Below are 26,643 nucleotides of genomic sequence, written 5' to 3' on the forward strand. Positions count from 1 at the left end.
GTTTCTCAATTTAATGGTCGCGAGTGCAGTTAGATATCATGTTAATCAGCTGGCTATTCGGTTTTACCATTGTGGTTATCCTATTAATCGTTTATGTATGTATATCATTATTAGTTCACTGAAGTGTACACTTTATTTAGCTTGGTCCCAAGTGCTTACCTAAATAGATATTGTCCTTCAGAAACTAGTAGCTGGCTATTCCATATGGTCTAACCCCATCATATTACAAACAATGAGAGTTCCTAAGGGTAATGGTGGTTTACCTTGGTTTATTACTGTTAAAACACCGCCATGTAGTTGGCGGTATTTTAACTACTTGGCACGTCGTTGTTGAATAGTAATAAATAGACCTAATAAGTGATCAGTTGTCATCACACCGTTCCTTAAATCTTTTAAATGCGATTCTTGAATAACCCCTTCTTTGATGGCATGAGCTATATAGCTCTCCGTTGCTGTACGTATTGCTGTTGAATGTGGGTTCCATGCTTGAGCCACTTTCGTCTCCTCCTTGTTTTCTACGTTAATTAATTGGACTTTCTTTTTACTACTGCTAGGTACAATGACTTGTCCTTCTAAATTATAATTAGCTGGCAACTTCCAAGTTATTGGTACTTCAAAATGAGGCCTATCTATACTACCTGTCCAATCACCCCCCCATACTATACCTAATTTACGAGCAATACCTCCTACTCGTTTTAACGTCGTCTCATCATACAAAGATTGTGGTGGACCAATTGCAATATCCCAAGCAAGTCGTGATGTATGTTTGCTACTTAATGTCCAAGTTACAATTTGCCCTGGTCTAGTTCTACCTTGTGCGTATAGGTAATTTTGTCTTTCTTGAGAACGATATGTTTCAGTAATAAAAATATTTTTAATCCCTTCTTTATAGCATTCTTGAAATAATAATCGACATGCTATTTGGGCTACTGATAGCAACTGATCTAAATCTCTACAAGCCTTTGTAATATTTATGCTCATTTGCTGTCTTCCTCTCCAGAATGATCTTTTACAATTGCTAAAATATTTTTGATAAAATTTGGTGTTGGCAACCCCATCTTTGTTCCATTTTCCGTTATTGAAATAAATTCAAGGACGCAAAAGGCAATAGCTGCTCCATCACCTGCGTACTCAATCCCTGGAATCACAAAAGCAAGCAAGTAAATAGAGCCTACCAACATCAAATAATAGATTTTTCGAATAATACCATTAACACCAATCCGACTATTTAAATTGTGATTGACTATTCCTGATAGTATCCCCGTAATATAATCTATAGTCATAAATCCGATCAAAACAGTTACTGCGATTCCTAAACCATTTACTGAATATGAAATAAGTGCTCCAATAAAGCCACCCCATGTTGCTATCCATTTTTCCACTACACCACTTCCTTTTTGTAGAAAAAGCCTCCCATACACAAAAGTATGGAAGGCCTTAAGATAAGTACTAAAATAGTTATTCATATCAGTTATTTTCTTATCTCTCCACTTATTTGAGTAAACTCTTGCTTAATTTTTTGTATAAGTGTAGGTCTGTTGTTTCCAAACGTTGCTTCAATACTAAATCCTGAGGTCTCATAAATCTCTTTTATATCTGTTATTTGTGCATCCATTGAAATATTCCAATCAGAATTTTGGATTGTTATCACATCTCCTAAGTCATAATCCTTTTGATATTTAAATGGACTATTCGTTAGTATTTGTCCCTCCAAATACTCTTCTTGCATGAATTCTTTTAACTGTTGCTTTCCACGAGCAACTAAAGCTTCAGTAATTTTCTCTTGTGATATTAATTGCTGATTATCATCAACTTCTGCAATATCTCTGGCATCAATAAAAACTTCATGACGTTTTGTTGATGTATAGTCACCTACCTCGATGATTCGACGATCCACACCTTCACCTTGTCCAGCAACTATTGCTAGATTTTTGTAATTTAATTCGCTTTCTGTGTAATGCAATGATTTTAAACTTTCAAATTGAGGCGAAAAAATGACCGGTGGATTTATTGATTGCCCTACTGTTAAATTCCTTCCTTCCATCACATCGAATATCCACTTTTTATCTTTTAAATCAAGAGTTATATCCCAACCTAACTTACTCGATAAAGAAAGAATGCTTATCTCTTCTGCTAAATTTTTAAATCTAGTTGAATAACTTAAATGCATACCCCGTTGCAGATCCGTTCCTATGAACAAATGGGGTATTTTTCTTTTACTATTAAATGGATTCACAAGGTTCTGAGACACATAATGTTTCATTACAGTTTCAGCTGCACCTGTCTTACTATCATATGCATTATTTGTAGGTGGAATGGTAATACGCTGAGCAACAATCGATTTTAGAGAATAACCTTTAATTAACCAGTTTTCTGTAATTTTACCACTTGCATCTAACTCAATTTCACGATGTTTAATAATAAAAACCTTATTCAAATCTGTTCCGATGAGAATAAGGTTATCTTTTAATAAAGTGTTAGCGTATTTTATATGGCGATTTATTCGCAATTCTATTGTTCCTACATCATACCATGAACGATTGAAAAACATGGATTCGTAGTTATCAATTTCAGCTAGGATGTCCATGTTTAGGGATAATATGCGAATGCTTTTTTTTATAGTTACTCACCTCTATTTCTGATACAAATATATACAATAGTGTTACTCTAAAAAGAATCTTGCTAAAGTTTTTTTGCTTTTGCAAGCATTAATTCTAAATCTAATATACGTTGTTGATCTGGTTCTCTCTAAATCTTTTAATTCTTTTAATTCTTCTATCATAGGCTTTTCAAATAAATCTGGTTTTTGATAAGCAAATTCATTTTTTTTGGTTTGGGGATTTACTCTTAAACGAGAGGCAAGTTGTAAATTCTTCTCTAAACTCACCAAAAAATCTATATGCTCTATTTCATTAATTACATATTTACTAAGCTCAGGATGTAGTAAAAAATCCTCTTCTTTAGTTGTTCTTTTTGTTTGATCATATCCAGCATATTCTGCTGTATCCAATATAAGCGTACCGTTTGAGACTGAATAATATATTCTTCAACCTAACTATTTAAACTCATTATTAAAACCCCCAAGCTATAGCTTCTAAAGAAATTGTTTGTCCACTTGTTATCCCAGAGTAGTTTGCATTAACAGTAATAGACCCGTTTAATGTAGTTCCAGAAATAGAACTCCCATTGCTAACGTATAGCCAATTTTGATTGTTATATCCCATCCCACCTAATGGTAGTGTCCCACTTTTTACTCCGTCTACCAAAACTCCGATTCCACTAAGAGTATAAGGTCCGAAATTTATGGAATTAATTACGATTATATATGCCTTAATTGTAAAACCTGCGTTTAGTGTTATAGTAAATGTTTGCATAGTGGGGTTGCCAGATGATACAGTTCTATTTGCTGAAGTATACGCAATTTTAGTTTCAGAAGTTCCCGCTATACCAAAAAGATTAACACCTTTTTTTATGTTGCTTGCAATCAGGTTCCCATCTCCAGCAATGTTAAAAGCGTTATAGTAACCTGCAGCCATGCTTTGATTAAAAGTACCAGGTATAATAGTTCCTTTCGAACCGTGATTAATCATAGACCCTGTAGCTTCACCATTATCATTGGTAAATGTTTTTCCTGCAAGTACATCTGTTGAGGTTGCCGTCCCACCCCCCCCTTCACCCTGTAATATAAAAGCCGTCCCATTATATCTTAATGTGTAAACACTATTTGTTCTGAGATTTCCACCTGAAAGAAGACTCCCATTTGCTTTTATTATGTTTTTAGCACCTAATCCGTTAACATTTATAGTTGATGCCCCTGTATTTTGAATGTTAATCTTCACAGACATCGCCATACCTTCTGTGTATTGATTAACGTTAGGAATTAGTACTGTATAGGTATTTGTTAAACCACTTGTAATGGCATAAGGTATATGCAACGTATCATCATTAATATGCATAGTCAAAGCGTTGTCATTAAAGCTTGGTAAAATGTTAGACCCTGCCCATGGACAAAGCGTATCTTTACCACGCTCATCCGTCACATCATTAGCATTTATATAAGTTTGCCCACCTATCACTTTAACTTGTGCTAATGAAATCTCGTAAAAGTTGGCCGTTTGGGTTAAAGCCGGTGCAACTGGTTTTGCGGAAGCTACTCCCTTTTTAATAAACGCTTTCACATATCTTGCCTCTGTACTTAAATCCATTCTAATAACTATTCTATCGATACGACTATTACCAAGTGATTCTGTATCATGAAGTAATTCTTTTAAACTATCATTTTCATAATAGCGTCCTAATATAAATGCCACCCCTGTGTCAATAGTTGTCATCATATTAGATCCATTTGCTGCAACATTTAATTGATTACCGGCCGCCTTTAGAATGCCTGTATTTATTAATGTTTTAAAATAATCAGTAAACTCTTGCGCACTGTATTCCCTATCGTATGTTCCATCTTCTCTTTGTACTGGATCAAAAAATTTATATTTTTCAGCCATTCCATCACATCCTTATACGCTTAAATATTTTTGTTTAAACTTTACGTAAACCTCTGGATTTCCACTATCTGTTATAAAAGCAACCCTATTTTCACCAACATTTAAGTGAAAGAAGGTGGATTGTAAATCAATATAGTGAAATGCATTTTCTTTCACTCCATTGGGACTCTCTATTTCAACTTGCTTATTGCCAAACGATGTATCAAGAAAAAGTTTGTAACCTGTAGGTATTTCTCGATTTACACGAATAAATTCACCTGTTGTTATATTGGTGATTTGGGGATTTACTACCGGTCCTCTGAACTCAACTACGATTGGTGTCGGTACATCACCATTATTAATTAGCACTTTCGAGTCTCCTCGTGTTGCAAAACGTACTGGGAAATAAAAAGGAAATCTAAAGTTACTAACAAAGTCTTCCAACTTATAACTTTCAGTAAAAAATTCCTGCCAAAAAGGTGAGGGGCAAAGAAAATTAATAATAGTGCGTTGGAATCTTATTCCATTATTCTCTCTCCCAACACCAAAAACGGGTACATTTTCAACTACAGCTTGAATTTCGCGTTTTGTATTTCCTTTAATGTAAGTGAGCTTTCCAAGACCAAATTTAGGGTTGCAAACAGAAACAAGTAACTGCCGTTGTTCTAACATTGATAAATTATTTTCTGCTAATATCGACACATTTAAAGCTATAGAACGCTGTTGTAGGTAGCTGTCTATATAAGTACTACCGTCTTGAAATGGCGCTGATTGTGTTTGGATATCAGCACTAACATCTGCCTTCCCCTCTATTGACTGTAATAAGAAGGGCTTCTGATTGGAGAATTTAATAGATTGTCCCCGAGCATTTGTAAATATAACTTCTTCAATCATCAGATCATCCCCCATTCCATTGCTAATTGACGTTGCACTTGTTTATTTTTTCGAGCTATTTCTGATGGAGAAGGGTGACTATCATATATATAAATATTTGTATCTCCACTAGTATAAGTGCGTGATCTATCAATCGACGTTGCCTGGGAAGAACTTATGCCTTGATGACCATCCATATTGGAAGCTAAGCGCTGTGCTGCATTTGCAACTCTATCTGCCATATCATCAATGCCTAAAATTAATCCTTGGCCCAGATTAATGCCGAAATTACGCATAACATTTGAGGGACTATGAATACCTAAGTTTTTTCGAACTGTATTTTCAACATTATCTGTTAAATCGTTCATTACTCCTTTTAGATTTTCTTTCCTCTCGGCCATACCAATTTCCCAGCCTTCAATTGTATTTCTTCCAATAGCCATAAATACTCGCGAAGGAGATTTAATACCTAGGATTTCCATTGCCCAGTTTGGAATAAGTCCTGCCAATTCTTCAATTTTCCTACGGACATTACCAAACATATCACCTATTCCAGAAACCAAACCTAAGACAATGTTTTTACCTATACTTGAGAGCTCAATATTTTTCAAAAATGACTGTGCCTCATTCCACTTTGTTTCGATTTTATTTTTGACGTCTGTCATTTTGTCTTCGACTGTGGATTTCATCTCTTCTATTTTTCTACCAGGCCAAGCCTTTATCTCTTCCCAAATCCGAATAGTGTCTGCTTTCATTTCTTCCCATTTATTTGAAGCACCTACTTTAATATCATCCCATTTTTTTGAAGCATTATTTTTAAAAACTTCCCACTTGGAAAGGACTTCTCCAGTTTCCCAATTTACTTTATTCACATGTTCTTCAGCTTGGAGTTTTGCTTCATTAACAACCTTTTGATGCATAGACTCGGCATTTTTAATGGTTTCATCTCGTTTACGTCCGGCTTCATCAATTACAGCCTGTGCCTCTTCTGCAGACATTGCACCTGTTTCATCCCGTTGTCTAACTGCCCACTTGTATGTTTCGTTGTATTGATCTTCAGCATCTCGAATCACATCTTCTTTTTGTTTCAAGGAGTTTTGGACAACTTCAGCAGCTTGTTCTGCTGAAATTTTTGAGGCTTCGTTTTTTAAGCTTTCTAAAATAATCTTTTGCTCTACTTCACTATCTGAAAGATGCTTTATTGCATTCTCCTTCATCGTTTGTTGAATCAGATTAATTTCCTGTTGTTCTGCTTCAGTTATGGTTCTATTATTAGCAGCAGCATTTTGATAAATTTCTGTAATTCGTGCTTTTCCATCTGTAATAGCTTGTTGTTGCTCTGCTTGACTTTGTGCTACTCGAGCTAATATATTTGCTTCCTGTTCTTCAGTTAGAGCATTACTTGAAGCAAAATGGTTCTGCATGGTCTCTAGTTCTTGAGCATGATCAGCTTGCATTTCGGCTAACACTTGATCACCCATCTCACTATAAATGGCTACCATATTTGTTGCCATTTCTTGTGTGACTGTTTGACCAGACCACGCTAGTTGATTAAGTGCCACTGTCGCTTGATCTGATAACTCCAAAAAGCTCCCTACTGACTCGGCAGTGGCTTCAGATACTTTACCTTTCCAATCTTCTACTTGGATAGATGATTCATTAAGATTCTTAGTTACTGCATATGCTGCGATTCCTAAACCTGCAAACGCAGCAACAGCTATGCCTACAGGATTCATTATTAATGCTAATGTAGCACCTAACGCCGTCGTAGCCCCACCTGCTGCTCCAATTGCCATGGAAAACCCACCGATTGCAGTCACGATTGATCCAATACTTGAAATCAATGTTCCTCCAACTACTAATAAAGGGCCAATAGCCGCTGCTAAACCACCAATAATAACAATTGTATTTTGTGTTTCAGAAGATAAACTGCTGAACTTCTCAATCCAGGGCACAAAAATATCAAGCACTTTTTGTACAATGGGAATTAATACATTTCCGATGCTTATACCTACATCTACAAGCTGATTTTTCATTATAGCCATTTGAGACTCTGTCGTTTGATAACGCTCGGCTGCTTTATCAGATAAAGCCGTATTTTCCTTCCAAGCATCAGTAGAAGAATTAACAGCTGATGTAAGTAAATCCGAAGCACCAGCCATACTTAAAAGTACATCAGTTTCATCACCATTAACCCCTAAATCAGCAAGCACATCTTTTAAGTTAGCTCCACCTTCTGATGATTTTGCTAACCCTTTAACCAATGCATCTAAAGCAGAGGCCGCGTCTGTTTCAAATGCCTTTTTAAAATCGGCACTAGTCATGTTAGCTACCTGAGCAAAACCAGATAAGCTTTCACCGCCATCTCCTACAGCTTTTTGAATCTTTTGCAAAACTGAAGTCATAGCCGCTCCCCCAGTTTCAGCGTTAATCCCTAAGCTCGACATGGTAGCAGCTAGTCCCATTATTTGAGATTCGGTTAAACCAATTTTAGAAGCTTGCTCAGCAAATCCCATTCCCATCTTCATAATGTCAGATGCAGCAACACCCATAGTAGTACTCAATTCAACAATAGAGGAGCCTAATCGATCAAAGTCTCCTTGCCCCATTCCTACAATTTTTGCAAACTCAGCGAACTCTTTTGCTGCCTGTTCACGTGTCATATCCGTTGAATTCCCCATATCAATAACAGCACGTGAGAAGGAAATAAGATGCTCTTCCGCAATTCCCAGTTGTCCAGCTGATTCAACAACTCCTGCAATTTCAGTAGCACTTACTGGAAGCTCCTTAGCCATACTACGGATTCCACTTTCAAGCTTCTTAAAATTTTCCTCACTAGTGTTCACAGTTTGACGTACACCGGCAAAAGCACTTTCAAAATCTACAGCAGCATTTAGGGCATACACACCAAAAGCTTTGATAGGAGCTGTAATAGTGGACATACTTTCCCCAACAGTCTTTAACTTTCCACCAAGCTCCTGAAATTTGTTCCATTTTGATGATTGCTCACTTAATTGCTGACCGACTTCTGTTAGCTGTGTATTTAAACGATTGTATTCAACAAGAGCTTCATTCACAGCAATTGCCTGTTTTTCTATTTCCTCGGTATTTGTTGAACCTGAAGCTATTAATTCATCATACTTTCTACGTTGCTCAGTAAAATTTAGGTTTGCAGTTTCAACTGATCGTGTAAGAATATTGTGTTTATTTGTTAAACCTTCCACCGAACTTTCATATTCATTACCTAGTGCTTGTAATGCTCTTAATTCAGCTCCCATTACTGTCAAATTACGAGTTAATTGTTCTATAGAGCCATTAAAATTCGATGTATTTAAAGTAAGCTCAACAGCACTGATTTCTGCCATATTTCATCACCGCCTTTGTTTCATCACAACCAGGAAATTTCATCAGCTGTAACTTCCTCTATTTCATCATTATCAACTAACAATTCGAACCAAAAATGAATATCCATTTCGTCAATTTCATGTAGTTTATAACCCTCTTTTATCAATTTTCTATAAAATAATTTAATATGTTGATAAGGAGTTATTTCGCTTACTTTCCCTCTTCATCACTTACGATGGTTTTTGTTTCTAGTCCTCCAATGTTTAGAACACTATTAAAAACTCGCATAATTTCATCTTGCAATCTTCCTGCCTCTAACCCATCCCAAACATCATCCATTGTGAATTGGTTCTCAAACACATTGACAACAAAGGCAATCATTTCATCAAAAGTTTCAACAGAAATTTCATTTCCCTCTTGTCTCATTTTCTCATTCATTTTTAAAGCATTGCGAAACACCCGGGCTTTCACAAAGTTATTTGAAAATTGTTTTTCCTGACCATCAATTTTTAATGTAATTTGCATTTTATTATTCATCCTTTCTATATTAGGAAAAGAGGTTGGGACAAAAGTGTTTTAACCTACAAAATTACCGAACTATCCATTGAAACACCCGCGAAGTGTTTCGAATAGTTCGGTTTTTAAATTACCATTTTCCGTTAATTTGTAGATTACTCAGCTTATATGAAGGTCTCAGTTAGTTATGTCCTACCTATTCATTTAAGGAGTTACAACAGTTTCACTTGGTTTTGCAACAGAATCAAAGAATGTTTCAGCTGTCACCGTTACCCCTGCATCTCGTGTATCTACTGTATGTTTAATTACACCATCGATTAATGGTAATGCTTCACCCCCGAATGGATATACTTTGTAACCTGTTTCTCCTTTCTTACGAGTCGAATTTGTTTCTTCACCTAATTTCAATTTTGCTTTTAATAGCCAAACAAGCTTAGTACCCGATTCAAATCCAATTGCAATTGGATTTGGTGTATCATTTGCATTTGTAATGATACCACCTTCTGCTGACTTCTTATGCCCATACCAATCTACTAGGACATCAGTTGGTAAGTCAGCTGTTTCCCCTGCAATTGTAATAGAATCCAATTGTGCTTCCTGATCAACAACACGATCCCCTGCATCTAAATGTGCTTCTGAAAAGTTAGGTGTAAGTGTCATAGAAATAGGCATTGTTAATGTTTTAACTTCACCCCATGTTTCTGTTTGTTCATTTGTCATTAGTGCATAATGAATTCGTTTTAAGCTCAGTTTTTGTGGTTTTTCATTTAAAATTGTCATTTACATGACCTCCATATTTTTTATTTTTCATCGCACAAGGCGAATTGAAGTACCCTGTTATAATGAGATTCGCCTACAATATAAGGCTCATCATATTCTAGAATCCGTTCAAAACCTGCATTTCCCATCAAATGTTTGATACTCTCTGTTAGCTGGTGATAGTTCAGATTGGACCATACATTAATCTGGATAATTCTCTCAGTTTCAATCTCATTTCCACCAGCTACAAAGATTGGCTTTGCACTTATTTCTAGAAAAGTGATGAATTGATTTGGTTTTTCGGATTCATGAGGAAATCCGTTAAAGATGATAGGCAGACCTAATGGCTCTAAAATGATAGGAATATGATGCATTAAATCCCTCATATTTATTTCTCCTAACTCTTTGAAATGTGATAAAAAATCCAGGCTAGATTTTGAACATTTTTCCCTTAAGTGAATGAAATATTGAACTCCTAAAATAAAGAATCATTTCAACTACAGTAATCCTGCAATTGTGGATTTTTTGCAAGCTAAAAACGCCTACTGACAATAACTCAGTAGACGTTTTCATTCGTTCTCCCTTGATCACTATTTTTCACCTCCTTTCAAAATATTTATCTTTTATTTTTATTAGCTATCTTTCAACCGTATTTTTAATATCCGTCATACTGTTAAAAATACTTTGTTTCAAAGCAGACTCTATTTTTTTTAATTTCCCATACTGAAAACCATTAACCCTTCTCATTTCAAGATATAGTTTCCTTAATTCCGCTTGAAGTTTTCGTATACTATCATCAGTGTAAAAACAAACATATTCCTTACCACAATTAGGGCAAGTAAAATAGTTTTTTTCAATCGTATGGTTCATTATCTCTTTCTTGAAAGACTGAACATAGAATTTATAACCACATGATTTATTGCATTTTGCGTATATTGCTTCCATTCAATCATCCCCTTATTATGTGTATTTTAAAAGACCACTCAATTTTGAGTGGCCTTCACCTAACACAATTCATGTAAAGTTACGATTTCATATAACAAACTTCTACATTAACATCATATAACGGAATTTCTATACCTTCTATTCAATCATCTGAGTGTCAGTAAAAGGAAAGATACTAAAAAATCTTCTGTTAATATAGCTCTTCAATTAGCCGAACTTTTACATTACCATCATATTATGGTTTAGCAATCATTTCTATACAATCTAGTTGGTGTCAATTAAGTGAAAGCTTACAATTGAAGCAATAGAAAAGACCACCTTTAATAAAAGTGGTCATGGCATTATATGTTATTATTTCTACAAACTAGATCAATTTGTTAGTTTAATTTCATGTGCAAATTTTATCATCTTTGCAATTTCAGCATGCTTTTTGTAAATATAACTAGCACTATAATTTAATATCTCAGCTATTTCTTCTAATGTCATTCCATCCACATATTTCAATTTTAATATTTTATGATTCAGTCCACTAAATTTCCCAATAAGACCTAAGAAATTTTTTTGTTCCACAAGTTTTACTTGCAACTCTCGCTCAATTCTTTCAATTCGCTCTTCCAGTTTTGCTCCATCCGATTCAGCAGTGAGTTTTACCCCAGCCAAATCCCCAGTAACCCATCGTTTTAATTCTTTTTGTGAGCGCTCAAGGTTATATTCTAAATAAGCAATTTCATCCTCAATTTGCTGATAATCTAGTAACCATTCATACATATATAACAACCATCCTTTTAGCTTTCTGAATTTTTGTCTCTAATTTTACTCTTACTATTTACATCTTCTAAAACACCTTAAAACGGTATTCCACTGTTAATAATTTACTTCTTATTTCTTTTTTTACAATGATATTTATTGAATTACACTTCGAAACTCCTCCCTTTTATTTCTCTTAATACTGTTAACCATTTAACAAGTTATTTCCAATATAGTACCTTTAAACGGTACAGTCAAGATAAAAATACTTTTAAAAGGTATTAAATGATTTACAAAAATACTTTTTATCGGTATTATCATCATATGGAGGTGATGACATATGGATAACTCGGATAAATTAAAGAGGGTTTTCTCAAAAAACTTAAAACTTCAATTAGAGAAGAAAGGTTTAAATCAAACGGACATGGCAAGGGAACTAAATATACCTGAAACAACTGTATCTAACTGGATGAAAGCTAGTACATACCCTAGACACGATAAAATTCAGTTAATGGCAGATTATTTTAGTATAAAACGCTCCGATTTAACAGAGGAGCAACCAACAAATTTGATAGAAGTACAGCCTAACTTTGTAAAAATTCCAATTTTAGGTGTGATTGCTTGTGGAGAGCCGATCATTGCACAACAAAATGTAGAAGGATATATGTACGAGTTTTCAGAATTACTGCCAACAGGTAATATTTTCGCTCTTGTGGCGAAAGGTGATTCAATGGAACCGACCATACCAAACGGCTCTAAAGTTCTTATAAGAGAGCAGAGTGAAGTTGAATACGGTGAAATAGCGGCTGTACTTGTAAATGGTGATACCGAAGCGACTCTTAAACGCGTAAAAAAACAAGGTGACATGATTTTACTTATGCCAGATAACCCCAAACACGAACCGTATATAGTGGATGAGAATAATCCTGCAAAAATTATCGGAAAAGCTATTAGTTTTAAGGTTACATTATAATTTCTCAATCAAAAATCAATAATTAACGAAAAAGACAAAAGTAACACATTTTATAGACTAAGCTTGTCACTCAATTGGGTGACAATTTTTTTATGCACTTATTTTTAATGTAAATTCGCACATACTTCAATAAGGGTTTTAACTAACTACCCACACTTTTTATACTTATATAATATTAAGGGCTTTCATTTGATTTTTATTCGTAGGTAGAAGTAGTATGGAATTGTAACGAAGGATTGATCTACATATCCACACTATTATATTGATGTAACAATTTCAAAGGAGGAATTTCGATGAATTATCAAAACATTACGGTTGCAGGTAGTGGTGTATTAGGAAGCCAAATTGCTTATCAATCTGCTTTCAAAGGCTTTAATGTAACAGTGTATGACATTAACGATGAGGCGTTAAAAAATGCACAGGATCGTATTACAAAATTAAAACCATTTTATCAACAAGATTTAGGTGCTACACAAGAAGAAGTGGATGCAGCCTATGCACGTCTTACTTTTAATAGTGACTTGGCGCAAGCCGTTGCCAATGCTGACCTTGTTATAGAAGCAATCCCTGAAGTTGTGAGCATCAAAACAGAATTTTACACGAATCTTGGAAAAGTAGCACCAGCAAAAACAATTTTTGCAACAAACTCGTCTACTTTACTACCAAGCCAATTTGCTGAAGCAACTGGCCGTCCTGATAAATTTTTAGCTCTTCACTTTGCTAATACAATTTGGAAAAACAATACTGCGGAAATTATGAAACACCCTGGTACAGATATGAAAGTATTTGATGAAGTGATTGAATTTGCACGCGCCATTGGCATGGTACCACTACCATTGCATAAAGAGCAACCTGGCTATATTTTAAACTCATTACTAGTTCCGTTTTTAGATGCAGCTGAATCTTTACTTGTAAAAGAAGTGGCCGATCCAGAAACAATTGATAAAACATGGATGATTGGTACAGGCGCTCCACTTGGACCATTTGCTATTCTAGACATCGTTGGCATTAACACTGCCTATAACATTGTGGAAGCGAAAGCAACTGCCACTGGTGATGAAAACATGAAAAAATTAGCTAACCTCTTAAAAACAGAGTACATCGAAAAAGGCAAATTGGGCCGTGCAACAGGTGAAGGCTTCTACACATATCCAAATCCAAGCTTTGCGAAACCAGATTTCTTAAAGGGTTAATGATTAAAAAGAGCAATGGTCCTTCTTAAAAGGGCATTGCTCTTTTTTTATCATACAAAAAAATTCCAAAAACTAGGTGTGTTTTCAAATTCCTTCGTTGTCAGCTTTTCAATAATTTTCAGCTTAATCTCCTGCTCTAAGTCTTCTCTATCCTGGTAACTTGTTTGATGAAGACACTGCTTAATTTTTGGCGTAAAATTTTCAATAATTATTAGCATCTCCTCATTCATATTGTTCTGCATTGACTAAATCTCCTCCTTTCTAATAATATGATGAAGCTTCTTTAAAGCCTTTCGATGCAGGTTGGATATATTCTGTGGTGTTGTTTTTAATGTTTCAGCGATTACTTTTATAGAATAGTCTTTGACATAAATCATTTCTAAAATTTGCAGTTGCTTGTCTGTTAATTTTTGCAAGCCTTTAAAGAGCTGTTCATTTTCAATTTTTTCTAATAATCCTTCTTCTTCTCTCTCTTCGTAACTTATACCGTCGTCCATTAGACCACTATCTGCGACTAATAAAAAGCGATTTTGCAATCTTCTCTTTTTTTTATCGAAATCCAAGCTAAAGAAATAAATTAAATTGCTGATATATTTTATTTTCTGTACCCTTTGATAATGAGCTTGAAATGTTTCATCAACCATTTTCAAATTACAATCATTGGGATGTAAGATTGCATGTTGTACCAAATAAAGATTTTGTGCATCTGCCAAAAAACTCCTGATAATTGGGTTTTTAACCTGTTCTCTATTTCTGTAAAAAAACTCTTCTATTATTTTGTACTCATTACACATTCGCATCACTCCTATATATTCGCCTTCTTGTTCTTTAAAGTGAATATCATATATCTATTATAAACCAAAAACAGAACAAATGTTCCCTGTTTTATTCATTCGTATTGATTTTATTAATCGTACGTTCACTTTTCATAACTGTAAGCATCACAATAATGAGGGAGGAAGATGTTATGATACCAATTGAAACTATACAAATGTGGGTTCACCTAATAGGTAATTCAGGTTTCCCTATTGCCATTACCATCTATCTCTTTATGCGTTTTGAGAAGAAAATAGAAAATTTGGAAGCAATCATCTTGAAATTGTTAGATAAAAGGGAAAATTAATAAGCCTATAAAAAAATTTACGGCAGCATCCTTTAAAAAGGATGCTGCCGTGTGACTTAAAGATGCTTCTGCATACCATATATGTAATAACAAATATGTAGATGGGGGGATTTTATGGAGCTTATATTGACCATTTTTCTCATGCTAGATATTCCCTACAATTACTTTCACCATTCATTCCCCATTATGATTGAATACTTGGGGAATCTTGGATTTTGGCTGGCACTCCCATTATCGGTCCTTACTATCTTGCTAAGTCTATGGTTACTTATAAAAAAAGTGGGCATTGTTAGCTCTTTACTTATTCTTTTTATTACGGGGATTCTTTTATTCCTTGCTTTAATTTCATTGTTCCATTGTTACTCATCCTAATAAATTGAAGCCTTTGAAGATGGAATACTTCAAAGGCTTTTTAGCATTTTTAGAAATACAGCACCATATAATCCTCATCAAAATATTGCTGCCCTATTTTTAAGGCGTTTCGTTCTGTTCCAAAAACGTGAAAACCTAACGATTTGTATAATCCTTTTGCTGATTCATTGGAAGAAACAACTGTTAAATTAATTTGCTCGACATCTACTAGTGTCTTTGCTTGATTGATGATCTCTACCATTAGTTGTTTTCCTATGCCCAATCCCCGTTTTTTTGAAGAAACATAAACGGCAAAAATACTCGCTTTATGCTTTAGCTTCATTTTATTTGCTTGCACCAATGTCGCCACACCGAGTAAATCCTCCTGGTCAAATGCCCCAAACGTAAATGTTCCCTGTCCTTCGAGCCTACTTGCAAACGACCCAATTGACAAATTCTTTTCTTCCTCGAAGCTAGCGCCAAAAGCTTCTGGATTTGTTTGCAATCCCTCTAATCTTAAATCTCTATATACCTCAGCATCTGCAGCTGTTAATTGTCTAATTTCCATGCCTTTTCCTCCTATCATACTTTTCCTATTTATCGGCCATAACGATTGGCATTTGATGTACTTTTCCAACAGTAATCCTTAAAATGGAAATAAGGGAGCTGAAAATCTATGGAATCTACTAATATGTCAAAACACTTTCTTACATTACAGGCACAACGAGCACACTACCTACCAGCTATTCATTCACTTTCACAGGAAGAACTATGGCGAGTAACAAGCGAGGGAAAATGGTCCATTGGTGAACACTTTTATCACCTTTATTTGATTCTCAAAATGCTCCACACAGCAACCAAATATTCTTTATTCCTTACGCCTATCGCTAAAATGCGAAGAAACAAGCCATTCTCTACTGAAATACATGATATTTATGAAGAATATCAATCCAAAAAAGGACATGGAATGCGAGCACCCAGTATTTTGATTCCACCTAAGAAAATACGCTTTGTATTAAACAGTTATGATATCGAGCAATTACTTATCAACGAGACACTTGCTTTGCAAAAGTTAGTACAAAATATAGACGAGGATGTTGCAGGGCATATTGTTTTTCCTGATCCCATTGCGCATTATCCTAATCTCATTCAAGCTATTCAGTTGCTGGCTATTCATGAGAGACATCACTATGAGATTGCTGTTAAAAGAAAAGTGACCTAAAATGATGCTAACATTTTAGGTCACTCTATAGTTTCTAAAGCAGCATACGTAAAAACTTTTCAAAATGCACGCCTGCCTCACGAGGTACTTGCTCCTTCGAAGTAGCTTCAATTGCAGCGGCTAAAAATGTTTCTGCCAGTGTCATTGATTCCATTAAATCTTGTCCGCGCATCATGCCGCCCATTATGATGGATGCGAAGAGGTCGCCTGTGCCTGAATAGCTCTCACCATTATAGTTGCGGATACTATGAAAAGACCGCTCAGAATCGACAAACATATTCCCAACATAACGCTTGTCCCTATCACCTGCTGGGGGATTCAAACCAGTAATAATGACGTTTGCTCCAGTTGTTTGCTGTAGCTGCTGACCTGCTTCCTTAAGGGCATGAATATAATCTGTATCATTTTTATAGCTCAATAGCCTTTCATAGGATAAACCTGTAAGCAAGCAACATTCCGTAACATTTGGCGTAATAATATCAGCACACTTTACTAATTCTTTCATACGATCAAGCAATTCACCCGTAAACATTTTATAAACCTCACCATGATCACCCATTACTGGATCAACAAGCAACGTCGTCTTATTGGAGTGAAACACGTCTAAAAAGCGAAATATATTATCGATTTGCTCCTTACCTGTAACAAAGCCTGTGTGAATACCATCAAAGGTAGCTCCAAGCTTACTCCACTCATCTATGAAAGAGTCCATCTTTGATGTTAAATCTTCACAATAAAAGCTTGAATATCCTGTTTGAGCCGTTAAAATAGCTGTTGGTAGTGGGACTGCTTGCACACCCATCACAGAGAGTACAGGCATCGCAGCCGTTAATGAGCACTTTCCAAAGGACGACATATCTTGAATTACAGCAACTTTTTTCATCATACATTCCACCTAACTCATCCTGCTTTTACTCTCCCCATCGTATCACAATTCGAAAGATGCGAAAATAACCCCAAACTGACCCTTAACTTTTTTATGAAATTGACACTTTTACAATAGTCAGTCCTTTGTTAAAGTAAAAATCATCAAAATATTCATCATAGTGAGGAAGAGACAAATGCAAAATATACAAAGGCCAACATCCTATACAAAATCACGCACAAAAACATTTGATTTAGTCATTACAGCGATTTTAGCAGCACTTGTTTTCGTTGCTACAATGTTTATCAATCTTAAGCTACCGATTGGGCAAGGGGGCCTTATCCACTTAGGAACATCTATGCTGTTTATCTCCGCTATTCTATTCGGGCCTAAAAAAGGAGCACTTGCTGGAGCTATTGGAATGGGTTTATTCGATATCGTAGGTGGCTGGTTAATTTGGGCACCCACAACCATTATTTCACGCGCATTACAAGGCTTCATTGTCGGTAAAATTGCTTGGTCAAAAGGACATAAAGGTGATAATCTTGGGCTGAATATTTTAGGAGCAGTAGTATCAATGCCCGTGATGATCGCTGTTTACTATGTTGGGCAAGCCATTATGTTCAACAGCTGGATTGCCCCGCTGGCATCCATTCCTGGGGACGTCATTCAAAACATCGTAGGCTTAGTTATCGCCATCCCGGTATGTGTTGTACTGAAAAAAACGCCATACTTCAAAAACAATTTTTAATGAAAATACACCATCTTGCTGTTGAACAGTAAAGATGGTGTTTTTTATGGAGTGATATACAAAAACAACGAATTTCAAGATAAAGTGAAACTAGCCTTGTTCTTTTTCATACTATAAGGTGGAGGTGGAAAAATGCCAAGAGTAAAATACCGTGATGCAGACGTTGCTTTAATGGCAAGGATGATGAGAGCAGAAGCAGAGGGTGAAGGTCAACAAGGTATGCTTTACGTGGGCAATGTCATTGTGAATCGTGCAGTGGCGTCCTGTTTAGACTTCAATGATGTAAGAACGATTGAGCAGGTTATTTACCAGGTACAAGGCGGAAACTATTCTTTCGAAGCTGTTCAAAAAGGCAATATGTTTTACCAACGAGCAAGAGAAACGGAAAAAAGATTAGCGAAACAAAACTTAGATTTCTGGCGAGAACATCCAGCAAAATACGCACTCTGGTACTTCAATCCATATGCACCATGTCCCCCAACATGGTATGGTCAGCCGTTTACAGGACAATTTAAGAATCATTGCTTTTATGAACCTGCTCCAGATACTTGTGCAAGTGTATATATGGGATAATACGTTCAACGTTAAAAAGGGAATACCTCTATTGCAGGTATCCCTTTATGCTTATATTTTATAGCATGGCTTAATCCATCACTTTTAAAAACTTTTCCTTAAACATCATAACTCCAATCAAGCCAATGATAGAAAATATGACTGGCGAGATGAAGCCATAGTAGTACCCATCACTTACATTGCCTGTGGCAGCTTGAAAGTAATCTAAAATAAACCCAAAAATAATGGGCAGCAATGCGGCACTTAGAAAGCCCCCTGTATTGGCAAATCCAGAAACAATGCCTGATTCAGCTAAAGGAAAAGTTTGACGAACTGCCGCAAAGGTTAAAGCACTTGCACCATAGCCAAAGCCGATGATAAAGAACAGGACAATGAGCATGAAAATGGACGGATGCCCTTTCAATAAAAGAAAGGCAAACCAACTCGTTAAAACCGCAATATGCACTACAATATAGGGTCTCTTAATCGTACCTAACCAGCCAGCAATCCAGCTCATTAAAGGTGCTCCTATAAGCGCTCCGACTAGACCAATCATAATTAGCTGACTAGCCTCGGATCGTGACATCTCATACATATTGATCCCATATGGTACTGCCCACGAGCTAATAAAGCCAACATACCCGCCCACAACGCCAAAATGACAAAAAAATAAAGCCCATGCTTGCCTGCTTGAAAATATTCTTCGTAATAATTTGGAGCTTTTTTCACGTTTTAGTTCTTTAGTTATGCTTACAGGTTCCTTTGAAAAAATGCGTTTTGTGTTTTGTACGAGCACAAAATAAAGAAGTACACCACATAAGCATAGTAAAAGTCCTGTAGAGAAAAAGGTGATTCGCCAACCTAATAAAAGAATCAATGTAGCAAAAGGCACTGTTGCCAATAAAAAGCCTAAGCTCCCTGTCATACCTGCAAAGCCAATTAATCGGACAAACTCCTTTTTATGAAACCATTGTGCCAAAATAAGCACCATATTCACCCATATGGTGGCATCTCCTACACCAGTAAGCATTCTAGAAAAGAATAGAATGAATTCATGTGTACCTAGACTGTAAAGAATGGTTCCTATACCTGTAAGGATGGCACCAATGATGAGGAAAAGGTTTGGCCCAAATCGGTCAGCTAAAATCCCCATCGGAATTTGCAAACTCGTGTACACAAAAAATTGAATACTCGTCAATAAGCCAATTGTCGAAGCCGTTACCCCAAAATCCTCCATCAATTGATCTGTAATTAACCCTGGAGCAGTTCGCTGACTTGCCATTAACAAATAGGTAAACAATACAGCAACAAACACAATCCATCTGTACTTATGTTGTTGTTTGTCCAATAATCACTACTCCTATTAGCTTTTATGTTATGTATATGAGTTCGAGGCCAGGATAAAACCTGCTTTTGAGGAAGCTTTAAAATTACGACAGAAAGAAAACGCACCCAGTCTACACTAAGTGCGTTCATGCTAGATTATACCGCTGGCTGAGGCTGTTCACTGACATGTACTGCTGGTTGACGGTCTTTCCAAGGCATGGCTTCCTCTAGCTGTCTACCTAGCTGTAATAACGTCAATTCATCTGCAAATTTACCTGTCATTTGTAGACCAATTGGTAGACCTGATTTACTTTCGGCTAAAGGCAATGATATGGAGGGCTGACCTGTAGCATTGAATAAATTTGTAAACGGTGCATACGTGAAAATTTGCTCTGTCCATTCAACAGCTGAAACGTTAGGATTGTTGGCATTTAATTCACCAATTTTAGCAGGAAGTGTGCCAATTGTTGGACTTAATAAAATATCATAGTCTTCAAAGAAGCCTGCTACTTGACGTGAAACGACCGCATTTGTATGAATAGCTTCCAATAAATCAGCCGCCTTTAATTGACCACCATATTCATAGCATTTCCAAATGGCTGCTTCAATATAGTCTGGAGAAACTGCTTTACCAGTGCCTGCTGCAGCCCCCTTAATCATTTGATAAATATTCGCTGTCCAAATATCGACCGTCGCCTTTGTGAATGATGCTTGTTCATATTTCGGACGCGCCTCTACTACCTCGTGTCCTAGTTCTTTTAATACTTGAACTGTTTTATGAACCGCTTCTATACATTCCGGATCGACAAATGCCCCAGAATTTGTTTCAGTTGTCCAAGCAATTTTTAGCGGGCGCACTGTTTCCTGGATAAGTTGTCCATACGGTGCATGTGTTACTTCTAATTTGGAATAGCTCCCTAAGTCAGGGCCTGCTACTTGATCCAATAAAACAGCTGTATCACGAATTGTACGAGTCACAGCGAACTCAATGGCAATACCATTTAAAGGCTCGCTATTGAATGGACCAGCTGGAACTCTTCCACGTGTAGGTTTTAATCCCACTAACCCACTACAGGAAGCGGGGATACGAATAGAACCTCCACCATCATTGGCATGAGCGATTGGCACAATACCACTTGCAACAGCCGCTGCTGACCCACCACTCGAACCGCCTGGACTATGATTTAAATTCCACGGATTGCGCGTTGCACCATAAATAACTGCTTCAGTCGCTGCATTATAGCCAAACTCAGGTGTTGTCGTAGTACCTGCTAAAATCAAGCCAGCCCTTCTAAAGCGCGCCATTAATTCACTATCGACGGGTATAACCGTATTTTCTCCAATACGACTCCCCATACTATGCGGAACACCCTCTGCATGTAACACAAGCTCCTTAATTAAAAACGGAACACCTGCAAACGGCGCATTTTCATCAACCTTCTCAATGGCCTTATCAGCCTGCTCTTCTAACACACTAACAACTGCATTAATGGATGGATTGACTTTTTTTATTCCTTCTAACGCTAGCTCCTTTAACTCCTGTGGTGTTACCTCCTTTGATTTTACTAGCTCTGCCAACCCAATACCGTCATAGGATGCATACTCTTGTAAATTCATATTATCACCTCGTATAGTAGTAATCTTGCAACTATAATGTACTGAATATTCTAAATTTAAGATATTACCCGAAAGGATAATTCTGTTTTAAGTAGAATATAAATGCATAATAGAGAAATGAGGTGTTTTCATGTTTTTAGAAAATGATTTAGAAAACATTCTTAAAGCAAGCTATCATATTTCAAATATGAATGTGAAACAAAGCAATGAATGTTTTAAACATGAACTATTGCAAACAATTAGTCAGCATCTCGGCTATCACCATATGTTATTTTGGGAAATAGCAAATAATGAGCTAACCGCCCCTGTGCTTTTTAATATAGAGAGTCACACGATTAATGACTATTTACAAAGATATAAAAACTTTGATCCATTGCACCCCCAAAATATAAATACACAGCCTTCCATTCAGCTAATGAGTAGGAATGAAGTTATGTGCCTGCAAAAACAAACCCACTATAAAGAAGTATTTTTGAAAGAAAATCGCTATGAAGATGAAATGGCCATGTATTTAAGAATAGACAATAGGCTCGTAGCCGTTATTGGCTTTTTAAGGAAAACCGGAGAGAAGCTATTTAATGAAAAAGATATTTTAAAGTTAGTGTATTTGAAAAGAAATATCGAAAACATGTATTCCTTACATCACTTTTCACAGCCCTCCATCGTGTTGGAAATGACAGATCGAGAACGAGAAGTTTTAAAGTTTGTATTCAAAGGCTTGAAAAACATAGATATCGCCAAGCAATTATTCGTCAGTGAAAATACAATTAAAAAACACCTTCAAAATCTATATAGAAAATTTCAAGTAACCAATCGTACCCAACTGCTGTCAAAGTGTTTGAAGTATAGTGATCATGTTTAGTAAGGTCATCTATTGAATTCAAAGGTAGTATGATTAATTTGCTGATTAATTGGCATAAAACTATTTTTCCTATGTAAAAAAATGCCTCACCAATTGGTAGAGTGTGTCTAACAATTGGTGGGGCAGTTCTCATTTTAATTCTAACTATAGAGGTGCTCTTTTACTTAATTACTTTGCACTTTATACACTTTACTATCAAGCTGTCTATTTATTGCCTGCTGTAAAAATCGTGTGGCGGTAAATAGTTTTTCTTCATCAATATTCGTTTGCACACCTAAACGATGCAGGAAATTTACTAAATCATTTGTTGACACATTGCCACTTGCACCAGGGGCATAGGGGCAACCCCCTAAACCTCCAATAGCACTGTCGTATTTTGTAATCCCCAGCTCAAGTGCTGCAAAGATATTGGCTAAAGCACGGCCATACGTATCATGAAAATGAAGGGCAAACAAATCACTATCGTATTGAGTGAGTAGCTCTGATAAAATAGCCTTTACTTGTACAGGATCCGCTACCCCAATTGTATCACCTAGTGAAATTTCAGAAACGCCCATTGCTAGATAGGCATCAATGATATCCTTCACTGTTTGAAGCTTTACTTCATCACCAAACGGACTGCCAAATACAGTTGAAATATAGCCTCTTAACGATATACCTTCACGATTTGCTGCTTCAGCTACAGCTTTTAAGTTCTGTAAAGATTGGTTAATTGAAGCGTTTACATTACTTTGATTATGCTCCTCAGAGGCGGAGATAAATAACGCAATTTCATCAACCTTTTGTTGAATGGCTCCTTCTACCCCTTTCAAATTAGGCACAAGCGCTGCATACGTTATTTTTTCATCACGTGCGATTTGCTCAAACACTTCATGATGATCGGCTAAAGCTGGTATCCACTTGGGACTAACAAAAGAGGATACTTCGATATGACGGACACCTGTTTCACTTATTAAATTAATCCATTGCACTTTCAAATCAGTTGGAATAAAAATTTTCTCATTTTGTAAGCCGTCACGAGGACCTACTTCTCTTATTTCCACTTGTTTTGGTAAAGTCATCAAGATACACTTCCTTTAATTAAATGCCGAACAGCTGTAGCATAATCCAGCTTGATGCGTAGAATACCATGAATTGCACACCGGCCCCTACACCTAAAATACGATTTAATAAACCACCCACAGTTGCGACTGTAAATGTTAACACTACTCCTAGCAATTGTGCCTCGTTATAGGCAAGCAAAAATGCTAATCCGATAAACATCGCTACGATTGCTTCCTGGCTAATATATTTCAATACTAATACAGATGCTTTACGTGCATAATTCATCGCAAATGGATAAGCAATTAAAGCGGCTACACTAATACCGATTAACCCAAAAATGAAAAAGTCCCATGAAGACATTAGCGTGTGTAGGTTGTTAACTGGATCTACTGTAAAAATCGGTGGTGCATTAAATAAAGGTGATGCTGGTCCAAGTGCTACTGGACTTAACGGAATACCGAATGCAATTAATGGAATAATCGCTTCAGCAATATATGTCGATTCCGTTACACCATTCATAACAGTAAGACTCGTTGTTGATTTTTTATAGGCACCTTTTGTACGAGAGCCTACAATTTCTCCCATCAATGACGTCATCCCAACAGGACTGAAGACAAATGTAAGGGAGGAAAGAAACGTTGTAATGCTCGTAAAAATGGTCTGCCTTTTCGATAAAATTTTAAATGGATTCGGGAAATAGCCTTTCCATGATTTCGTTTCGGGAGCAAGATTATATTGATTTGGCTTACTGCGTGCTAGATCATTTTTAGCAACAGAAGAAGCCGCCATTAAAATATTACAAAACATCGGTCCAATCGCAATTCCTAAAAAGAATGTAATACTTAAATGTTTATCCAGCATCGCAAAGCTAACGCTATCTAAAGCTTTAATGAAAAATGCAAATGGAACAATGATTAAAATACTTGCCCATTTTCCCTTTGAAAAGAATGCGATTAAAATTGCGGCAAGTGTAAAAATGATGCCTGATGAAGATTTAAAAAAGTCGGCAAATTGACCTAAAAACTGACCTAACAATACAGCGGTTGGTAGGGCGATAAATGCACCGATAACACCGCCAGAAATCATTTTACGTAGTGCAACGTGCGGCATGCCTAAACGGCGTAATGTATTGGCATGATCGATTAACGGTACAGCCGTTGTATCCCCTGGAATTCCTAATAACGCAGTTGGGACAGCATGTGTTAAATGCTTAGCTAACACGCCCGCCATGAAAAAGGCGAATACCCCTTCAGGAGGCGCTCCCAGCAAAATAACTAGCAATGTAATTGGTACCATAATTGCTGTTTCATCTGTACCTGAAATAAGTCCAATTATAGTAAAGATTGCTGCACCAAGAAATGCAAATAAAAGAGCTATTACATAAATACTCATTTTTTATCCGCTCCCTTCAAGCCTTGTAAGCTAGAAAGAATACCAAAATCCTCAAGCTCCTTTTTTGTCACCGGATCTTCCTCGATTAAGCGTATTTCCTCGTCTATATCAATTTGTAAATCCTCAAATGCTTCCTTTAAAGAATGACTAGATGCTTCATCCTCTACTAAAATACGCTTTGGTTTAAAAAGAATCGTATTAATAGCAACAACAATCAGAATACCCGTGATTCCTGTTAACAGTGAATAAGAGTTAATCATCTGAGGGTCTGCAAACTTCGGAAAAACCCACTGACCAAACTGATAGCCTAAAAAGCTTGCGGCAACGCTTAAAATAATTGAAATAATTAACTGATTGCCAGAAACCGTGTCTCCTAAAATTTCAATAAACTTCTTTTCCTCTACATTTTTTTGCTCATTGTATGGAGTATTCGCCATGTATTATTCACCTCGCAGAGAGTTTGTAATCTCTAAAACACGATCATAACGGAAATCCTTCTCTTCTACCGCCTGCTGCACAACACGATCAATAATATCGCCTGTTGCCCCAGCCATTACAGCCAAGTTTTTCGCATGCAGACGCATATGACCAGATTGAATACCCTCTGCTGAAAGTGCGCGTAAGCTTGCTAGATTTTCTACTAATCCTACTGCTGCAATGTAGCTAGCTAGCTCCTCTGCAGATTGCACATCCATAATTTTTAGCGCTGCTTTTGCAACAGGATGAGTCTTCGTAGCCCCTCCCACAATACCAACAGCTAATGGCAATTCCAACGTCCCAACAAGATTGCCTGCTTTATTCAGCTCCCACGTTGTTAAAGAACGATATCTACCAGAACGAGCAGCATAGGCATGAGCACCAGCCTCAACAGCACGTGTATCATTACCCGATGCTAATACTGCAGCAGTAATACCATTCATAACCCCTTTATTATGTGTGGCAGCCCGATACGGATCAGCATCTGCAAATTCGTAAGCACTTACAATATTTTTCGCAATCTCTATCCCCCCGAGCATTTCTGTCGAGAATTCTCCACGCGCACGAACAATACGCTTATCTGCTAAATTTGAAATAATCCGTAGCACAACTCGTCCATTTGTAATACGTTCGATTAATGGTGACACAGATTCCGCCATCGTATTGACTGCGTTTGCCCCCATTGCATCCTTCGTATCTACGATTAAATGAACGACAACCATTGTTTCTTTTGCTGTGTCGATTAAGTGCACTTCTATATCCTTCACTCCACCGCCTAACTTGACTAACGTTGGATCCTTTTCATTACAATGCTCGATGATCTCATTTTTATGTTCAAAAATTTTCGCCCTCGCTGCATGAGGGTCCTCAATATTTAATACCTGAATCTGTCCGCGCATAACTGTTCCCGAGCTGGAAGTAAAAATACCCCCTAACTCATATGCTGCACGGGCAGCATTACTAGCCGCAGCAATTACTGACGGCTCTTCAGTAGCCATCGGAATAAATACCTCTTTGCCATTCACCTTAAAGTTGGCCGCTACCCCTAGAGGCACTGAAATATGTCCAATAACATTTTCAACCATTGCATCAGCAAGCTCTAATGAAATTCCACTTTTTAAAGCTTCAACTTCCTCGTTGGTTAAATTTGATTTTTCAGCGATTAACTTAATTCGCTCTTCTACTGAAAGTAAATAAAATCCCTTAATACGTGAAGTCATCCCCATACCCCC

Annotated in this window: 29 protein-coding genes; 7 read left to right on the forward strand and 22 right to left on the reverse strand. The window is 36.7% G+C overall.

Translation table 11 applies throughout. The features are described 5' to 3' along the window. Positions 1–312: 312 nt before the first annotated feature. The 12 genes from AC1RFD_RS14530 to AC1RFD_RS14585 form a co-directional block, all read right to left on the reverse strand. Complete coding sequence (locus AC1RFD_RS14530; RefSeq protein ID WP_054549476.1) at positions 313–981, reverse strand: M15 family metallopeptidase; 669 nt, start codon at positions 979–981, stop codon at positions 313–315. Then, entirely contained in the window at positions 978–1,382 is a 405-nt protein-coding gene (locus AC1RFD_RS14535) for a phage holin family protein (protein ID WP_054549477.1), read from the reverse strand. Before AC1RFD_RS14535 ends, AC1RFD_RS14530 begins: the two co-directional genes overlap by 4 nt. Positions 1,383–1,471: 89 nt before the next feature. Beyond that, positions 1,472–2,620 carry a siphovirus ReqiPepy6 Gp37-like family protein gene (locus tag AC1RFD_RS14540; RefSeq protein WP_492475050.1) on the reverse strand — a complete coding sequence of 383 codons (1,149 nt, stop codon included), beginning with the start codon at positions 2,618–2,620 and terminating at the stop codon, positions 1,472–1,474. Between the two features lie 42 nt (positions 2,621–2,662). After that, complete coding sequence (locus AC1RFD_RS14545) at positions 2,663–3,010, reverse strand: hypothetical protein (RefSeq protein WP_492474998.1); 348 nt, start codon at positions 3,008–3,010, stop codon at positions 2,663–2,665. 61 nt (positions 3,011–3,071) lie between these two features. Continuing rightward, on the reverse strand, positions 3,072–4,499 hold the full coding sequence (locus AC1RFD_RS14550) for an autotransporter outer membrane beta-barrel domain-containing protein (protein WP_485600415.1): 1,428 nt from the start codon (positions 4,497–4,499) through the stop codon (positions 3,072–3,074). A gap of 12 nt (positions 4,500–4,511) precedes the next feature. Beyond that, complete coding sequence (locus AC1RFD_RS14555; protein ID WP_241489984.1) at positions 4,512–5,372, reverse strand: phage tail family protein; 861 nt, start codon at positions 5,370–5,372, stop codon at positions 4,512–4,514. After that, on the reverse strand, positions 5,372–8,716 hold the full coding sequence (locus AC1RFD_RS14560) for a phage tail tape measure protein (protein ID WP_492474999.1): 3,345 nt from the start codon (positions 8,714–8,716) through the stop codon (positions 5,372–5,374). Before AC1RFD_RS14560 ends, AC1RFD_RS14555 begins: the two co-directional genes overlap by 1 nt. Before the next feature lie 190 nt (positions 8,717–8,906). Then, entirely contained in the window at positions 8,907–9,221 is a 315-nt protein-coding gene (gene gpG, locus AC1RFD_RS14565; RefSeq protein ID WP_054549482.1) for a phage tail assembly chaperone G, read from the reverse strand. Positions 9,222–9,416: 195 nt separating this feature from the next. Continuing rightward, the gene (locus AC1RFD_RS14570) at positions 9,417–9,992 is read right to left on the reverse strand and encodes a major tail protein (RefSeq protein WP_054549483.1); all 576 of its coding nucleotides are present in this window, start codon (positions 9,990–9,992) and stop codon (positions 9,417–9,419) included. A gap of 20 nt (positions 9,993–10,012) precedes the next feature. After that, a complete protein-coding gene (locus tag AC1RFD_RS14575) occupies positions 10,013–10,357 on the reverse strand; it encodes a hypothetical protein (protein WP_054549484.1) in 345 nt (114 codons plus the stop codon). Between the two features lie 250 nt (positions 10,358–10,607). Further along, a complete protein-coding gene (locus AC1RFD_RS14580) occupies positions 10,608–10,916 on the reverse strand; it encodes a hypothetical protein (protein WP_054549485.1) in 309 nt (102 codons plus the stop codon). Between the two features lie 369 nt (positions 10,917–11,285). After that, entirely contained in the window at positions 11,286–11,684 is a 399-nt protein-coding gene (locus tag AC1RFD_RS14585) for a hypothetical protein (protein ID WP_054549486.1), read from the reverse strand. Between the two features lie 319 nt (positions 11,685–12,003). On the opposite strand from AC1RFD_RS14585, the gene AC1RFD_RS14590 reads away from it, so the two are divergent. After that, on the forward strand, positions 12,004–12,636 hold the full coding sequence (locus AC1RFD_RS14590) for a LexA family protein (protein ID WP_054549487.1): 633 nt from the start codon (positions 12,004–12,006) through the stop codon (positions 12,634–12,636). 293 nt (positions 12,637–12,929) lie between these two features. Further along, entirely contained in the window at positions 12,930–13,829 is a 900-nt protein-coding gene (locus AC1RFD_RS14595; RefSeq protein ID WP_054549488.1) for a 3-hydroxyacyl-CoA dehydrogenase, read from the forward strand. Between the two features lie 50 nt (positions 13,830–13,879). Here the strand turns inward: AC1RFD_RS14595 and AC1RFD_RS14600 are convergent, their stop codons facing one another. Beyond that, the gene (locus AC1RFD_RS14600; RefSeq protein WP_004228187.1) at positions 13,880–14,071 is read right to left on the reverse strand and encodes a hypothetical protein; all 192 of its coding nucleotides are present in this window, start codon (positions 14,069–14,071) and stop codon (positions 13,880–13,882) included. 3 nt (positions 14,072–14,074) lie between these two features. Further along, positions 14,075–14,623: a sigma-70 family RNA polymerase sigma factor gene (locus tag AC1RFD_RS14605; RefSeq protein ID WP_281217218.1), complete on the reverse strand. Its 549-nt coding sequence runs from the start codon at positions 14,621–14,623 to the stop codon at positions 14,075–14,077. Between the two features lie 173 nt (positions 14,624–14,796). Between AC1RFD_RS14605 and AC1RFD_RS14610 the strand changes: the two genes are divergently transcribed. Beyond that, positions 14,797–14,952, forward strand: a complete 156-nt coding sequence (locus AC1RFD_RS14610) for a YvrJ family protein (RefSeq protein ID WP_082148167.1) — start codon at positions 14,797–14,799, stop codon at positions 14,950–14,952. 421 nt (positions 14,953–15,373) lie between these two features. Here the strand turns inward: AC1RFD_RS14610 and AC1RFD_RS14615 are convergent, their stop codons facing one another. Further along, positions 15,374–15,871 carry a GNAT family N-acetyltransferase gene (locus tag AC1RFD_RS14615; RefSeq protein WP_492475000.1) on the reverse strand — a complete coding sequence of 166 codons (498 nt, stop codon included), beginning with the start codon at positions 15,869–15,871 and terminating at the stop codon, positions 15,374–15,376. Between the two features lie 108 nt (positions 15,872–15,979). Between AC1RFD_RS14615 and AC1RFD_RS14620 the strand changes: the two genes are divergently transcribed. Beyond that, the gene (locus AC1RFD_RS14620; RefSeq protein WP_492475001.1) at positions 15,980–16,525 is read left to right on the forward strand and encodes a DinB family protein; all 546 of its coding nucleotides are present in this window, start codon (positions 15,980–15,982) and stop codon (positions 16,523–16,525) included. Positions 16,526–16,559: 34 nt separating this feature from the next. Here AC1RFD_RS14620 and AC1RFD_RS14625 read toward each other — a convergent pair whose 3' ends face one another. Continuing rightward, on the reverse strand, positions 16,560–17,408 hold the full coding sequence (locus AC1RFD_RS14625) for a pyridoxamine kinase (protein WP_492475051.1): 849 nt from the start codon (positions 17,406–17,408) through the stop codon (positions 16,560–16,562). 178 nt (positions 17,409–17,586) lie between these two features. Between AC1RFD_RS14625 and AC1RFD_RS14630 the strand changes: the two genes are divergently transcribed. Beyond that, the gene (locus AC1RFD_RS14630; protein WP_004228177.1) at positions 17,587–18,141 is read left to right on the forward strand and encodes an ECF transporter S component; all 555 of its coding nucleotides are present in this window, start codon (positions 17,587–17,589) and stop codon (positions 18,139–18,141) included. Positions 18,142–18,273: 132 nt separating this feature from the next. Continuing rightward, the gene (locus AC1RFD_RS14635; protein WP_004228176.1) at positions 18,274–18,714 is read left to right on the forward strand and encodes a cell wall hydrolase; all 441 of its coding nucleotides are present in this window, start codon (positions 18,274–18,276) and stop codon (positions 18,712–18,714) included. 70 nt (positions 18,715–18,784) lie between these two features. Here AC1RFD_RS14635 and AC1RFD_RS14640 read toward each other — a convergent pair whose 3' ends face one another. Both AC1RFD_RS14640 and AC1RFD_RS14645 read right to left on the reverse strand, forming a co-directional pair. Then, positions 18,785–20,041 (reverse strand): MFS transporter, encoded by a 1,257-nt coding sequence (locus tag AC1RFD_RS14640; RefSeq protein ID WP_485600437.1) that lies wholly within the window; start codon positions 20,039–20,041, stop codon positions 18,785–18,787. Positions 20,042–20,175: 134 nt separating this feature from the next. After that, positions 20,176–21,636 (reverse strand): amidase, encoded by a 1,461-nt coding sequence (locus AC1RFD_RS14645; protein WP_281115497.1) that lies wholly within the window; start codon positions 21,634–21,636, stop codon positions 20,176–20,178. A gap of 130 nt (positions 21,637–21,766) precedes the next feature. Between AC1RFD_RS14645 and AC1RFD_RS14650 the strand changes: the two genes are divergently transcribed. Further along, complete coding sequence (locus AC1RFD_RS14650) at positions 21,767–22,498, forward strand: response regulator transcription factor (RefSeq protein WP_492475002.1); 732 nt, start codon at positions 21,767–21,769, stop codon at positions 22,496–22,498. 164 nt (positions 22,499–22,662) lie between these two features. On the opposite strand, the gene AC1RFD_RS14655 is transcribed toward AC1RFD_RS14650, so the two are convergent. The 4 genes from AC1RFD_RS14655 to AC1RFD_RS14670 are packed head-to-tail and all read right to left on the reverse strand — an operon-like array spanning position 22,663 to position 26,631. After that, the gene (locus AC1RFD_RS14655; RefSeq protein ID WP_387256166.1) at positions 22,663–23,559 is read right to left on the reverse strand and encodes a hydroxymethylglutaryl-CoA lyase; all 897 of its coding nucleotides are present in this window, start codon (positions 23,557–23,559) and stop codon (positions 22,663–22,665) included. A 19-nt stretch (positions 23,560–23,578) separates the two neighbouring features. Then, positions 23,579–24,934, reverse strand: coding sequence for a tripartite tricarboxylate transporter permease (locus tag AC1RFD_RS14660; RefSeq protein ID WP_048394318.1), 1,356 nt, complete (start codon positions 24,932–24,934; stop codon positions 23,579–23,581). Continuing rightward, positions 24,931–25,371, reverse strand: a complete 441-nt coding sequence (locus tag AC1RFD_RS14665) for a hypothetical protein (RefSeq protein ID WP_048394316.1) — start codon at positions 25,369–25,371, stop codon at positions 24,931–24,933. The genes AC1RFD_RS14660 and AC1RFD_RS14665 overlap by 4 nt, the downstream gene beginning before the upstream one ends. 3 nt (positions 25,372–25,374) lie before the next feature. Beyond that, entirely contained in the window at positions 25,375–26,631 is a 1,257-nt protein-coding gene (locus AC1RFD_RS14670) for a hydroxymethylglutaryl-CoA reductase, degradative (protein ID WP_048394314.1), read from the reverse strand. Positions 26,632–26,643: the final 12 nt, after the last annotated feature.

This window comes from Lysinibacillus sp. GW823-FHT02G10, from assembly GCF_058797135.1.

Excerpts from the sequence above, each read along its gene's own strand:
- AC1RFD_RS14530 (WP_054549476.1), bottom strand. The coding sequence starts at position 981 with ATGAGCATAAATATTACAAAGGCTTGTAGAGATTTAGATCAGTTGCTA.
- AC1RFD_RS14550 (WP_485600415.1), bottom strand. The coding sequence starts at position 4,499 with ATGGCTGAAAAATATAAATTTTTTGATCCAGTACAAAGAGAAGATGGA.
- AC1RFD_RS14555 (WP_241489984.1), bottom strand. The coding sequence starts at position 5,372 with ATGATTGAAGAAGTTATATTTACAAATGCTCGGGGACAATCTATTAAA.
- AC1RFD_RS14560 (WP_492474999.1), bottom strand. The coding sequence starts at position 8,716 with ATGGCAGAAATCAGTGCTGTTGAGCTTACTTTAAATACATCGAATTTT.
- gpG (WP_054549482.1), bottom strand. The coding sequence starts at position 9,221 with ATGCAAATTACATTAAAAATTGATGGTCAGGAAAAACAATTTTCAAAT.
- AC1RFD_RS14570 (WP_054549483.1), bottom strand. The coding sequence starts at position 9,992 with ATGACAATTTTAAATGAAAAACCACAAAAACTGAGCTTAAAACGAATT.
- AC1RFD_RS14575 (WP_054549484.1), bottom strand. The coding sequence starts at position 10,357 with ATGAGGGATTTAATGCATCATATTCCTATCATTTTAGAGCCATTAGGT.
- AC1RFD_RS14580 (WP_054549485.1), bottom strand. The coding sequence starts at position 10,916 with ATGGAAGCAATATACGCAAAATGCAATAAATCATGTGGTTATAAATTC.
- AC1RFD_RS14585 (WP_054549486.1), bottom strand. The coding sequence starts at position 11,684 with ATGTATGAATGGTTACTAGATTATCAGCAAATTGAGGATGAAATTGCT.
- AC1RFD_RS14590 (WP_054549487.1), top strand. The coding sequence starts at position 12,004 with ATGGATAACTCGGATAAATTAAAGAGGGTTTTCTCAAAAAACTTAAAA.
- AC1RFD_RS14595 (WP_054549488.1), top strand. The coding sequence starts at position 12,930 with ATGAATTATCAAAACATTACGGTTGCAGGTAGTGGTGTATTAGGAAGC.
- AC1RFD_RS14600 (WP_004228187.1), bottom strand. The coding sequence starts at position 14,071 with ATGCAGAACAATATGAATGAGGAGATGCTAATAATTATTGAAAATTTT.
- AC1RFD_RS14605 (WP_281217218.1), bottom strand. The coding sequence starts at position 14,623 with ATGTGTAATGAGTACAAAATAATAGAAGAGTTTTTTTACAGAAATAGA.
- AC1RFD_RS14610 (WP_082148167.1), top strand. The coding sequence starts at position 14,797 with ATGATACCAATTGAAACTATACAAATGTGGGTTCACCTAATAGGTAAT.
- AC1RFD_RS14615 (WP_492475000.1), bottom strand. The coding sequence starts at position 15,871 with ATGGAAATTAGACAATTAACAGCTGCAGATGCTGAGGTATATAGAGAT.
- AC1RFD_RS14620 (WP_492475001.1), top strand. The coding sequence starts at position 15,980 with ATGGAATCTACTAATATGTCAAAACACTTTCTTACATTACAGGCACAA.
- AC1RFD_RS14625 (WP_492475051.1), bottom strand. The coding sequence starts at position 17,408 with ATGAAAAAAGTTGCTGTAATTCAAGATATGTCGTCCTTTGGAAAGTGC.
- AC1RFD_RS14630 (WP_004228177.1), top strand. The coding sequence starts at position 17,587 with ATGCAAAATATACAAAGGCCAACATCCTATACAAAATCACGCACAAAA.
- AC1RFD_RS14635 (WP_004228176.1), top strand. The coding sequence starts at position 18,274 with ATGCCAAGAGTAAAATACCGTGATGCAGACGTTGCTTTAATGGCAAGG.
- AC1RFD_RS14645 (WP_281115497.1), bottom strand. The coding sequence starts at position 21,636 with ATGAATTTACAAGAGTATGCATCCTATGACGGTATTGGGTTGGCAGAG.
- AC1RFD_RS14650 (WP_492475002.1), top strand. The coding sequence starts at position 21,767 with ATGTTTTTAGAAAATGATTTAGAAAACATTCTTAAAGCAAGCTATCAT.
- AC1RFD_RS14655 (WP_387256166.1), bottom strand. The coding sequence starts at position 23,559 with ATGACTTTACCAAAACAAGTGGAAATAAGAGAAGTAGGTCCTCGTGAC.
- AC1RFD_RS14660 (WP_048394318.1), bottom strand. The coding sequence starts at position 24,934 with ATGAGTATTTATGTAATAGCTCTTTTATTTGCATTTCTTGGTGCAGCA.
- AC1RFD_RS14665 (WP_048394316.1), bottom strand. The coding sequence starts at position 25,371 with ATGGCGAATACTCCATACAATGAGCAAAAAAATGTAGAGGAAAAGAAG.
- AC1RFD_RS14670 (WP_048394314.1), bottom strand. The coding sequence starts at position 26,631 with ATGACTTCACGTATTAAGGGATTTTATTTACTTTCAGTAGAAGAGCGA.